We start from the raw sequence: 12,196 nt of genomic DNA, 5'->3' as shown, positions 1-12,196 counted from the left end.
CCCTCACGCGGCGCGGTCGTGCGCCTCGAAGGTCATGCCCGCCTGGCGCAGGCGCTGCACCAGCACCATGCCCATGGCGGACGCGGGGGTGAGGACGCCGCCCCGCTTGGGGATGGAGTCGAAGGCGAGGCACAGCGCGGACTCCGCGAGCATGCGCGCCGTCGCCGCGTAGCCCGGGTCGCCCTTCGCCGCGACCTTGCCCTCCACCTTCACGCGCTGGCCGCTCTTGGGCGACTGGCCCTCGCCCAACAGCCGCACCTCGAAGAGGCCGCGCTCGCGCACGGTGGCGGACGGGCCCTGGCCCGGCGCGGGCAGCACGTGCTTCTCCAGGAGCTCCCGCACGGGGTCCACGTTGGACAGGGCCATGAAGCCGCCCAGCCCCGCGGTGGTGGCCGCCGCCAGCGCCAGGCCCTTGGGCCCGGGGCCGAAGTCAGACACCTCCGAGTAGAAGAAGTCGCGGCCCCACGGGTAGCCCAAGAGCGCGTTGGAGCGCCGCACGACGCGCGTGTTCACGGTGGCCATCACGAAGGGCGCGGTCCACGTGCCCGTGTCCGGGCTCTTCTTCACCGTGGCCAGGTCGCGCTCCTCCTTGGAGCCACGGGAGGGCTCGGGGTCCAGCGCGTGGGCGCTGGTGAGCACCTTCTTGAGGGACGGGTCCGCCTTCACCGCCGCCAGCGTGTCCATCATGCTCGCGATGGTGCCGCCGCTGAAGCCGCCGCGCATGCGCGTCAGGTGGAAGCGCACCTGGTCGCAGTGGCCGCCGTGCTTCTCGCGCATGTAGTCCTGGAGCATGAGCGTGCCCAGGTCGGAGGGGATGGAGTCGAAGCCGCAGGTGTGCACGATGCGGGCGCCCGTCTCGCGCGCCCGCGCGTCGTGGGCGTCGATGGTCTTGCGCATCCACTGCACCTCGCCCGTCAGGTCGCAGTAGTCCGTGCCGGCGCGGACGCACGCGGCGACCAGCTCGTTGCCGTAGCGGGCGTAGGGCCCCACGGTGGAGATGATGACGCGCGTGCGCGCCACCATCGCGTCCAGCGAGGCCGCGTCCTTCGCGTCCGCGAGCACCACCGGCAGGTCCGCGAACTCCGGCCGCACCTTCACCAGCTCCGAGCGGACCTGGTCCAGCTTCGCCTCGTCGCGCCCGGCGATGGCCCACTTCGCGCGGTGGGTGTCCTGCGTGCGCGCCAGGTACTCCGCCACCAGGCGGCCGGTGAATCCCGTGGCGCCCCACAGGAGGATGTCGAATGCGGGCTTCGTGTCGTGGGCCATGGGGCGGCGCGTAGCCGGAGCCTCCATGTGCGCGCAAGCGCGATTCCACCGCCCGTGAACGCCCTGTGCAGGGCGCCACACCCCAGGGAATCCCGCGCGCGGCCGCAGACGGCGCAGGGCTTGGGAGGCGGAGGGGAGGCCATGCGCCTCCATCGATGCGCCCCGCCGCGCCGGGTTTCAACCCCGCCCGGACGCGGCCTCCCGCGCATACGCCTCCAGCGTCCGGGCGCGGTGCTCCGCCGTGTGCTCGGCGAGGACCCGCGCCCGGGCCCGCAGCGCCACCGCCTGACGCTCGGACTCCGGCAGCTCGCGCAGGTAGCGCAGCGTCTCCCGCGCGTCGTGCGACACCAGGATCTCGACGCCCGGCGTGAAGAAGGTGTCCAGCCCCTCCCACGCGTCGCTGATGATGGGCACGCCGCAGGCGGCCGCCTCGAACAGCCGCACGCTCGGCGAGTACCCGGCGCGCACCATGTCCGCGCGGGTGACGTTCAGCGTGAAGCGCTGGGCGGTGTAGAAGGCCGAGTGCTCCGGCGGCGGCAAGTGCTGCACGCGCTCCACGTTGGGCGGCCACACCACGCCCTCGGGGTACTGGGGCCCGGCCACGACGAAGCGGCCCTCCGGCCAGCCGCGCGCCGCGTCCAGCATCAGCCGCTCCAGCACCGGCTGCCGGTCGTCGCTGTACGTGCCCAGGTACCCCAGGTCCCAGCGCGGCTTCCCCGCGCACGGGCCATACAGCTCCGGGTCACAGCTGCAGTACAGCGGCCGGGCCGCGGGCGAGCCCAGCTCCTCTTCGATGCGCTGGAGCGTGGGCCCGCCGGTGAAGGACAGGTAGAGCTGGTAGCCGGGCACCAGGTGGGGCGCGAGGTACTCGAAGTCCCCGCGCGCAAGCTTCGCCAGCGTCACCGGCGTGTCGATGTCGTAGAAGGCCGTGACGCCCTTCGCGGTGCCCTGCACCCACGCGCCCACGTCCACGCCCTGCGGCACGTAGGAGCCCACCACCACGAGGTCGGCCTTGCGGACCTCGGAGGCGAAGCGCTCGCGCAGGTCGTCCAGGCTGGCGTACAGCTCCGTGCGCCCGGCCCAGGTGCCGCTGGGGTCGCGGTGCGCGGCGTACCAGGGCACGTCCCGCTCCAGGAAGAGCACGTCGTGCCCGCGCCGCACCAGCTCGCGCACCAGCGCCCGGTAGGTGGTGGCGTGGCCGTTGCCCCAGCTGGAGGTGATGGACAGCCCCAGGATGACGATGTGCATGTGCTGGGGTGCCATCACGCCTGGCCTCCCTGTGTCGCCGGAGCCGGGGCCCGGTAGCCCAGCTCCGCCTCCACCTCCACCGCGCGGTGCGAGTACGTGTGCTCGGCGAGCACGCGCCGCAGCGCGGCCTGTCCGATGCGCTTCGCGTCCTGTGGGGTGAGGCGCTGCACGTGCTCGGCGACCTCCTCTCCGGAGTGGGCCACCAGCACCTCGCGGCCGGGCTCCAGGAACTGCTCCACGCCCTCGAAGGCGTCGGTGATGAGGCAGGCGCCCGCGCCCGCGGCCTCGAAGACGCGCGTCGCCGGTGAGAAGCCGAAGCGCGCCATGCTGTCGCGGTGGATGTTGAGCACCGCGCGCGCCGAGCAGTTCAGCGCGTTGTGGTCCTGCGTGTAGACGTGGCCCAGGCGCACGACGTTGGCCGGCAGGACGCGGGCCTCCCAGCCGCTGCCGCCCAGGAGCATGCGCGAGCGGGGCAGCGCCTCCGCGGCCTTGAGGAAGAAGGCCTCCACGCGCGCCTCGCGGTCCGGCAGCCGGTTGCCCAGGAAGGCCAGGTCCCCGGCGAAGCGCGGGTCGGGAGCCACGGGGTGGTGCGTGTCGGGGTCCAGGGCGTTGTAGATGGGCACGCACCGCTTCGCGCCCAGCTCGCGGTACGCGTTCACCACCGGCGCGCCGCCGCCGTACGTGAGGATGTGGTCGTAGCGCGGGATGAGCGGGCGGAAGAGGTCGTTGGCGTCCTTCGCCACGCGCTCCAGCGTCGCGGGCGCGTCCACGTCCCAGAAGACCACCTGGGTGCCGGAGCGGCGCAGCTCCAGCACCTGCGCCTCCAGGTACGCGTCGAAGGTGCCCACGCCGCTGGCCTTCACCACCACGTCCACGCCGAAGGCGTCATCCAGGCACGCGTCCAGCGAGCCCCGGTCGTTCGCGTAGACGACGACGCGGGCCCAGTCCGGGTCCTGGAGGTCGCGGTGCTCCTGCCGGCCGTAGGCGTCCGGCTCGTAGAAGGTGACGCGGTGGCCGCGCGCGTGCAGGGCGCGGATGAGGCCCCGGTAGTAGGTGGCCGCGCCGTTCCAGTAGGCGGACACCAGGCTCGAACCAAAGAAGGCGATGCGCAGGCCGCGGCTCATGCGAAGACCCTTTCGGAGGACAACGGTTGGAGGACGTCGCCGGGCATCCCCAGCGCCTGACAGATGCCCAGCAGTTCGTCCACGCGGTGCGCGCAGGTGTGCCGGGACAGGACCGTGCGCAGGCCGGCCTCCGCGAAGGCGTGCCGCATCTCCGCGTCCGCGACGAGCGCGGACAGGTGGCGCCGCATCTCGGCCCCGTCCCGGGCGACGAGGAAGTCCTGGCCCGGGGTGAAGAGCCCGTCCGTGTCCTCCCAGGGGGCGGACACCAGCGGGATGCCGCACGCGAGCGCCTCGAAGGGGCGGATGGTGGGGATGCCCCGCAGCGCGGTGGCGTAGGGCCGCCGGGGCACGTGCACGGTGACGCGCGCCTGGGAGAAGGCCAGGGGCACGCGGTGGTTGGGCAGCCAGCCGGCGTACTCGATGCCGGCGTCGAAGAGGGCGCGCAGGGCGGGGGCCGGGTAGCGCACGCCGTGCACCCGCGCCGTCAGCCCCAGCGTGTGCACCGGCTCCAGGAGGAACTCGTGCAGCTCCTTCGTGCGCTCGTCGTCGCCCCAGTTGCCAATCCAGACCAGGTCCCGCACCTCGCGGTTGCGCGGGTGCGGATGGAAGACGCGCACGTCGGCGGCCTCGTGCCAGGTCCACGCGCGCTTCGCCCAGCCCTGCTCCAGATAGAGGTCCCGGAGCACGTCGCCAAAGGCGAGCACGCCGTCGTACTGGGACAGGTCGTAGCGGGCCAGCTGTTCGGGGGCGCTCACGCCGCGGTGGTGGGTGTCGTGGAAGAGGAGGCGGAAGCGGCCGCCGTCGCGGCGGTGCTCCCCGATGCGGCGCACCAGCTCCGGCGGGGTCCATTCGTGGACCAGCACCAGGTCCGCGCCGTCCAGCACGGCCTCCAGGTCCAGCGCGGCGGGCGCGTAACGCTCCGGGCGCACGCGCGGGTAGAACGCGCGGACCTCGTTGAGCACGGCCGTGCCGTGGGGCTCCTCCAGGAGGCGCTGGAGGCTCCACGCGTCCTCGGCTTCGAGCACGCGCACGGAGTGGCCGCGCAGGGCCAGCTCCGTCACGACGCCTCGCAGGAAGTGGGCATTGCCGTGGTTCCAGTCCGACAGCAGGGAATGGCAGAAGAGGATGACACGCATGGGTTGGGCAGGCTCCTCGGTTCGTCAGGACACACGGCGCTCCAGCCGGGCAAGGCTTGCGTAGAGGCCCAGGTAGGCCTCCGCCATCCGGTCGGGCGTGAAGGTGAGTGCGCGCTCGCGGCCGCGCGCCGCCAGGGCCTCGCGCTCGCGCGGATGGTCCATGAGGAAGCGCAGGGTCCGCGCCAGCTCGCGCGGGTCGTCCGGCGGCACGAAGCGCGCGGCGTCGCCCCACACCTCGCGGAGGCTGGGGATGTCCCCCAGCACCAGCGCGCAGCCGGCGAGCGCGGCCTCCAGCGCGGACAGGCCGAAGGGCTCGTAGCGGGCGGGCAGCGCGTACACGGACGCACGAGACATCCACCGCGCCAGCACGGCAGGCGGAAGGTGTCCCAGGGGCCGGGTGCTCCGCGTCTCCGCCACGGCGCCCCCTCCCGGGTGCAGGGCGTCTCCCGCGACATGGATGGGAAAGGGCAGCTGGGGCGCGGCGGCCTCCAGCGCGGCCAGGTTCTTGGCCTCGTCCCACAGCCGCCCCGCCGCGAGCACGAAGCGCTCCTTGTGGGACGGAGCAAAGCGCGTCGCGCACCGCGCATTGGGGATGACCCGCGCGGGGTGGAGGGCGCCGTAGTGCCGCTCGAGGGCCTCGAGCATGGCCCGCGTGGGCGCCACCACGAGGGACGCCGCGTGGAGCCCCCGGGCCACCTCCTCGCGGTAGCGGCGGTAGCAGGCCGGCGCGGCTTCGCCCTTCACCGCCTCCCACCAGGAGAGGACGCACGAGTGCGCCACCACCAGCACCGGCGCGCGGAAGGGCCATGCGCCGTGGCAGTAGCCGTTGAGGTGCACCACGTCCGGTGACAGGCGGGCCTCCAGCTCCCGCAGCCACTCGCCGGCGGCGCGCACGTCGTCCCAGGGCGCGTCCATCCACTCCAGCCGCCAGGTGCTCTCGTGCACCGTGAGCCCGGGCAGCGCGCGGGCCTCCCGCCACTGGGCGTCCGACAGCGGCGCGCCCAGGGTGGCCAGGTCCACGCACACGCCCCGGAGGCAGAGCGCGCGGCACAGCTCCAGCGCGTAGGACCAGACGCCGCCCACCGTGTCCGCGGTCATCAGCACCCGGCGCACGGGCGGTGCAAGCCGCGGGGCCTCAGGGCTGGACGTCGACGGTTTCAAGCGCTTCCCCCCGCCCCACCACCGGCCGCGTCCGCGCGCCCCGCAGCTCCTCCAGCCAGCCCCCCAGCCGCGCCACGCCCTCCTCCACCCCCACCCGGGGCATCCACCCGGTGGCCCGCGTGAAGGCCCGCGTGTCGGAGACGTAGTAGCGCTGGTCGCCCGTGCGCCAGTCCTCGAAGTCGATGCGCGGCGTGCGGCCCGTGCGCCGCTGGATGAGCGCCAGCAGCTCCAGCAGGCTCACCGTCTGCCCCGGCCCCCCGCCGATGTTGAAGGCCCGGCCCCGGATGCGCGGCATGGCCTGCTGGGCCAGCCGGAAGGCGCGCACCAGGTCCTCCACGAAGAGGATGTCGCGCACCTGCATGCCGTCGCCGTAGAGCGTGAGCGGCTCGCCCTCCAGGGCCCGCAGGAGGAAGTGCGCCACCCAGCCCTGGTCCTCCGTGCCGAACTGCCGGGGCCCGTAGATGCAGCTCATCCGGAACACCACCGTCGGCAGGCCGAAGCTGCGCGCGTAGTCCAGCACGTACTGGTCCGCCGCCCCCTTCGAGCAGCCATAGGGGCTCTCGAAGTCGAGCGGGCACGCCTCGCTGATGCCGTGCGAGAGCGTGCGCGCGTCCGTGGGCGCGTAGCGCTGGCCCCGGACCGCGAGCTCCAGCCCCTTCAGCCCGCCATACACCTTGTTGGTGGAGGTGAAGACGAGCTGCGCGGGCGTCTGCATCTCCCGCAGCGCCTCCAGGACGTGGAGCGTGCCGCGCGCGTTGACGTCGAAGTCGTGGAGCGGGGACTGGAGGCTGTGCGTCACCGCCACCTGCGCGGCGAACTGGAACACCTCGCTCGCGTCGCGCACGGCCCGGCGCACGGCGAGCAGGTCGCGCGTGTCCGCCACGTCGATGCGCAGGCGCTCGCCGTGGCGCTCGCGCAGCCAGCGCAGGTTCTTCTCCACGCCGGGGCGCGACACGTTGTCGAACACGCGCACCGCCCGCCCCTCCTGGAGATAGTGGTCCGCCACGTTGGAGCCGATGAAGCCCGCGCCCCCGAAGATGACGACCGTCCCCTCCCTGCCGAGTCCTGGCTTCATACGGTGAGCCCCCGAGCGTCCAGCTCCGCGCGCGCCTCGGCGGCCCGGTCCTGGGCCACCTGTCCCACGAGCCACCGCGACAGCTCCAGCAGCCCCTCCTGGAACCCCACGCGGGGCGCGTACCCCAGCACCTCGCGCGCGCGGGTGATGTCCGCGAAGCAGTGGCGGATGTCGCCCATGCGGTACTTCCCCGTCACGGCCGGCCGCATCCGGGACAGGCCCATCACCTCGCCCACCGCGCGCGCCACCTCGCGCACGGTGACGGCCCGGCCGCTGCCCACGTTGAGCACCTGCCCCGCCGCGCCCTCCACCTGGAGCGCCAGCCGGCAGGCCTGCGCCACGTCGTGCACGTTCACGAAGTCGCGCTGCTGCAGGCCGTCCTCGAAGAGCAGCGGCGCCTTCCCGTTGAGCAGCCGCGACGCGAAGATGGCCAGCACGCCGGTGTACGGGTTGGAGAGCGCCTGGCGCGGGCCGTAGACGTTGAAGAAGCGCAAGCCCACGGTGGGGATGCGGTACGCGCGGCCCACGAGCAGGCACAGCCGCTCCTGGTCGAACTTCGACAGCGCGTACACGGAGGACAGCGTGGGCGCCTTGTCCTCCGGCGTGGGCACGGGGGTGAGCCGCGTGCCGTGCGCGTCGCGCGGCTCCCAGTCCCCCGCCTGCAATTGCTCCAGCGACCGCTCCGGGCCCGGCACGGTGCGGCCCTCCGGCGTGAGGCACAGCCCCTCGCCGTAGACGCTCATGCTGGAGGCCACCACCAGCCGCTCCACCGGGCGCTCGATGAGGGCCTGGAGCAGCACCGCGGTGCCCTGGTTGTTCACCGACGTGTAGTGGGCCACCTCGTACATGCTCTGGCCCACGCCCACCGCCGCGGCCAGGTGCACGACGGAGTCCACGCCCTCCAGCGCCCGGCGCACGGCCTCCGCGTCGCGCACGTCCCCGACGTGGAGCTCGACGTCCGGCGACAGGTAGTCCGGGCGCTCGCGGCCGGGGCCGTGCACCTGCGGCACCAGCGAGTCCAGCGCCCGCACCCGGTGGCCGTGCGCGAGCAGTTCGTCCGCCAGGTGCGAGCCGATGAAGCCCGCGCCCCCGGTGATGAGGATGTGTTTGCGGCCCATGCGCCCCCCCCTGGCCGCGTCCACGCACGCGGCCCGCTACCTGTCTGGGGCAACGGTAAACACCCCACCGTCCAGGTCATCCCTCCCTGATGGCTTGCCTGCGTGTGCGCGCCCCCGCGTGCGTCGGGAAGCGGCGTCACGCAACGGCCGCGAGGGCGGGCCGGCTCAGGCGGACACGGGCGACGGCGGCTCCACGGGGCGGTCGGGCAGCAGGCCGCGCGTCTGGCGGCGCACGAGCGACGCGTAGTAGCCGTCGTGGCGCATGAGCTCCGCGTGCCGGCCCTGTTCGACGATGCGGCCCTCCTGGAGCACCAGGATGCGGTCCGCGTCCACGACCGTGGACAGCCGGTGGGCGATGGCGAACGTGGTGCGGCCCTTCATCAGGCGGCCCAGCGCCTCCTGCACCAGCGCCTCGCTCTCCGCGTCCAGCGCGCTGGTGGGTTCGTCCAGCACGAGGATGGGCGGGTCCTTGAGCAGCGACCGCGCGATGGCGATGCGCTGGCGCTCGCCGGCGGACAGGCGGCTGCCCTTCTCCCCCACCACGGTGTCGTAGCCCTGCGGCAGCCGGTTGATGAAGACGTCCGCGTGCGCGGCGCGAGCGGCGGCTTCAACCTCTTCCTGCGAGGCCTCCGGCCGGCCATAGGCGATGTTCGCGCGCACGCTCTCGTTGAAGAGCAGGCTGTCCTGGAGCACCACGCCGATGTGGCGGCGCAGCGACATCTGCTTGAGGGACCGCACGTCCTGCCCGTCGATGCGCACCACGCCCTGGACGGGGTCGTAGAAGCGGCACAAGAGGCTCATCAGCGTCGTCTTGCCCGCGCCGCTGGGCCCCACGAGGGCAATCGTCTCTCCCTGCCGCACCTTCAGGTCCACGCCGCGCAGGAGCGGCCGGCCCGGGCCCGCGGCGGAGGGGTAGGCGAAGTGGATGTCGCAGAACTCCACCTCGCCCTTCACGGCCGTCACCTCGCGCGCGTCCGGCGCGTCGCCCAGGCGGTCCTGCGCGTCCAGGATGGAGAACACCTGGTGCATGGCGACGGACGCGGTGCGCAGCGTGCGGTACACGCCGCTCAGCCCCTGCACCGGGCCGAACAGCCCGCCGATGTAGCCCAGGAACGCCACCAGCGTGCCGGTGGTGATGTCGCCCTTGAGCACCAGCAGGCCGCCCATGCCGATGGACGCCACGCGCGCCACCAGCACGGCGATGTTCTGGCTCGCGCCCACCACGCCGTCGTAGCCCACGCCCCGGACGACGACGGCGTTGGCCTCGCGCACGCCGTGCAGGAAGCGCTGCTTCTCACGCTCCTCCATGGCGAAGCTCTTCACGGTGACGATGCCGGAGAGCACTTCGTTGAAGCGGGCGTAGATGCTGGCCCAGCGGTCCATCAGCGACTGCTCGCGCTGGGTCTGCACGGGCGCGGCCTTGCGGGCGATGAGCACGGGGATGGGGGTGAACGCGAGCGCCACCAGCGCCAGCCGCCAGTCCAGCCGGAACATGATGGTGACGGAGAGCAGCAGGTAGGCCGCCGCGGGCACCACGTTGAAGGCCAGCTCCGTGATGGCGCCCACGAAGCCCTGCATGCCGCGGTCCAGCCGGGTCATGATGGCGCCCACGCCCTCCTCGCGGTGGAAGCTCAGGGGCAGCGAGTGCAGGCGCGTGACGGTGGCCTCGTTGAGCGAGTAGTGCACGTGGATGCGCGTGCGCCAGGTGAGCCAGTTCGCCGTGGAGGCGAGCACCTCGCGCGCAAGCCCCATGAGCACCAGGCCCACGACGCCCAGGAGCACCGCCCGGGCGGCCCCCTGCGCGCCCAGCTGGTCGAAGATGTGCTTGAGCACCAGCGGCTCCAGCGCGCTCAGCGCGGAGCCCGTCAGCACCAGCAGGAGGATGAGGGCGACGGCGCGCCGGTGGGGCCTGAGCCAGGCCATCGCGCGCGACAGCGATGCGGAAGGGACGGGAGGGTTCTGCATGAGCGCCAGGAACGCGCTGGCTCCCCCTCCCCTTCCCCTTTCCGGCCCGGACGCTCAGGCGTAGAGGCGGTCCAGCGTGGTGGCCACGTCCACGAGCCGCTCGGTCTGCGCGTCGAAGCGCTCGCCCTTCGCCAGCCGGGTGGCCCACGCCACGGCGGCCCGTCCGCCCCAGGCGTCGGGCGGAGTGCTCAGCCGCTCGCGCTTCGTGCCCTGGAACACGTCCGCGGTGAAGTCATAGAAGGAGCCGTCCACGTTGCGGAACGCGGCGCCGCCCTCCGTGCCGTAGAAGGCCGCCTCGATGACCGCGTCGCACCCGGCGGGCAGCTTCCAGGAGCAGGCGAGCTGCACGGAGGCGCCCGTGCCCAGCAGCAGCTGCGCGGCGGCGAAGTCCTCCACGCCCTCCTCGCGCGAGCCGAGCGGCCGCCCTTGCGCGAAGCGCCGGGTGGACACCGCCTCCACGGCGGGGAAGCCGAGCGTCCACAGCGCCAGGTCCACCAGGTGGATGCCCAGGTCCATCACGCATCCGCCGCCCGCCTGCTTCGGGTCATAGAACCACGGCTTGTCCGGGCCGTACGCGTTGTGGAACACGAGGTTCACCGCGTAGACGTGGCCCAGCGCTCCCGCCTGGATGCGCTCGTGCAGCTGCCGCATGCCGGTGGTGAAGCGGTAGCTCAGGTCCACGCCCAGGAGCCGGTCCTTCGCGCGGGCGGCGTCCACCACGCGGCGCACCTCCGTGGCGGTGCGGCCCAGGGGCTTCTGGCAGAACACGGCCACGCCGCGCTCCAGGGCGCGCAGGGACTGCTCCGCGTGCACGGCGCTGGGCGTGGCGATGACCAGCCCGTCGAGCCCCAGGTCGAGCAGCGCGTCCAGCGACCCGACGCACTTCGCGCCGGGGGCCAGGGCCTGGGCCTCGCGGGCGGCGTCGGCGCAAGGGTCGCAGAGGCCCACGACCTGGACCTGCTCGGAGCGCACGAGGGCCTCCATGCGGTTGCGGCCAATCCAGCCCACGCCCAGGAAGCCGACCCGGGGCTTCAGCTCCCGCCGGAGGGCGCTCATAGGGTGACGAGCCCCTTGAGGAAGCCGTCCGGGCGCGTGCGCAGGGCGTCGAAGGCGCGGTCCATCTCCTCCAGGGGATAGGAGGTGAAGAGGGGGAACGGATCCAACCGGCCGGAGGCGACGGCGTCCACGGCCAGGCGCATGCCCTCGACGTAGACCTTCGGGTCGCGCTCGTGGGCGTTGACGACGTCCAGCCCGCGCCAGTTCCACAGCTGCAGGTTCACCTGCCGGGGCCCGTCCTGGTGGTAGCCCGCGACGACGAGCTTCCCGCGCACGCGCGTCAGCTCCCCCGCGAGGTCCAGCGGCCACTGCTCGCCGACGGCCTCGATGACGCGGTCGCAGAGGGCGTCCCCGGTGAGGGTCTTCACGCGCTCGATGATGCGGTGATGGTCGTCCATGGGGATGCACTCGGTGGCGCCATATCCGCGCGCCAGCTCCAGCGCCCAGGGCCTGCGGGTGATGGCGAGGACGCGCGCGCCCGCGTTGGCCGCGAGCCGCGTCACCACCGCGCCCAGGAAGCCGATGCCGATGATGGCGACCGTCTGGCCCGGCTGGATGTCCGCGCGCCGGAAGATGTTCATCGCGCAGCCCAGGGGTTCGCCGGGGAAGGGCCTGCCCGCGAGCGACGGCGGCAGCACCACCGTGGAGGACGCGTCCGCCAGGTCGTACTCCGCGAAGGCCGAGGACGACAGCATGGCCACTCGGTCACCGGGCTTCAGGCCGGAGACGTCCGGGCCCAGCGCGTCCACCACGCCCCAGCCCTCGTGCCCGGGAGCGCCGGGGGGCATGGGGTAGCGGAACCAGTCGCGCCCTTCCCACACGGGGAGGTTGGAGCCGCAGACGCCGCAGCCCTCCATCCGCACCCGCACCTTGCCGGGGCCCGGCTCGGGCCGCGCCACGCGCTCCACGCGGATGCCCCGAGGTCCGCCCACCACCGCCGCCCGCATCGTGACCGCCGCCGCGCCATCCATGTGCTGCCTCCCCGGTGAATCGCCTCAAGCTAGAACCGCGCCCGGCGCTCGGGACCCAGCGCGGCAGGGCGGTGCT

General features: G+C 73.4%; 10 protein-coding genes. All 10 read right to left on the bottom strand.

Annotated elements, in window-relative coordinates; all coding sequences use genetic code 11:
- Positions 1-3: 3 nt before the first annotated feature.
- Positions 4-1,266, bottom strand: a complete 1,263-nt coding sequence (locus tag NR792_RS35630) for a saccharopine dehydrogenase family protein (RefSeq protein WP_375757163.1) — start codon at positions 1,264-1,266, stop codon at positions 4-6.
- Positions 1,267-1,443: 177 nt separating this feature from the next.
- A complete protein-coding gene (locus NR792_RS35625; protein ID WP_375757162.1) occupies positions 1,444-2,529 on the bottom strand; it encodes a glycosyltransferase in 1,086 nt (361 codons plus the stop codon).
- Entirely contained in the window at positions 2,529-3,638 is a 1,110-nt protein-coding gene (locus tag NR792_RS35620; RefSeq protein WP_375757161.1) for a glycosyltransferase, read from the bottom strand. The genes NR792_RS35625 and NR792_RS35620 overlap by 1 nt, the downstream gene beginning before the upstream one ends.
- A complete protein-coding gene (locus tag NR792_RS35615) occupies positions 3,635-4,774 on the bottom strand; it encodes a glycosyltransferase (RefSeq protein ID WP_375757160.1) in 1,140 nt (379 codons plus the stop codon). The genes NR792_RS35620 and NR792_RS35615 overlap by 4 nt, the downstream gene beginning before the upstream one ends.
- Before the next feature lie 24 nt (positions 4,775-4,798).
- A complete protein-coding gene (locus NR792_RS35610) occupies positions 4,799-5,935 on the bottom strand; it encodes a glycosyltransferase family 4 protein (RefSeq protein WP_375757159.1) in 1,137 nt (378 codons plus the stop codon).
- The gene (locus tag NR792_RS35605; protein WP_375757158.1) at positions 5,910-7,010 is read right to left on the bottom strand and encodes an NAD-dependent epimerase/dehydratase family protein; all 1,101 of its coding nucleotides are present in this window, start codon (positions 7,008-7,010) and stop codon (positions 5,910-5,912) included. The genes NR792_RS35610 and NR792_RS35605 overlap by 26 nt, the downstream gene beginning before the upstream one ends.
- Positions 7,007-8,128, bottom strand: a complete 1,122-nt coding sequence (locus NR792_RS35600; protein WP_375757157.1) for an NAD-dependent epimerase/dehydratase family protein — start codon at positions 8,126-8,128, stop codon at positions 7,007-7,009. Before NR792_RS35600 ends, NR792_RS35605 begins: the two co-directional genes overlap by 4 nt.
- Before the next feature lie 165 nt (positions 8,129-8,293).
- Entirely contained in the window at positions 8,294-10,093 is a 1,800-nt protein-coding gene (locus tag NR792_RS35595; RefSeq protein WP_375757156.1) for an ABC transporter ATP-binding protein, read from the bottom strand.
- Between the two features lie 54 nt (positions 10,094-10,147).
- On the bottom strand, positions 10,148-11,149 hold the full coding sequence (locus NR792_RS35590; RefSeq protein WP_375757155.1) for a Gfo/Idh/MocA family protein: 1,002 nt from the start codon (positions 11,147-11,149) through the stop codon (positions 10,148-10,150).
- Positions 11,146-12,120: a zinc-binding dehydrogenase gene (locus tag NR792_RS35585; protein WP_375757154.1), complete on the bottom strand. Its 975-nt coding sequence runs from the start codon at positions 12,118-12,120 to the stop codon at positions 11,146-11,148. The genes NR792_RS35590 and NR792_RS35585 overlap by 4 nt, the downstream gene beginning before the upstream one ends.
- Positions 12,121-12,196 lie beyond the last annotated feature (76 nt).

The organism is Corallococcus exercitus, assembly GCF_042231735.1.
GTDB classification, from domain to species: Bacteria; Myxococcota; Myxococcia; order Myxococcales; family Myxococcaceae; genus Corallococcus; species Corallococcus exercitus_B.
The sequence above is the reverse complement of the archived record's forward strand: the minus strand, read 5'-3'. Positions and strand labels throughout refer to the sequence as shown.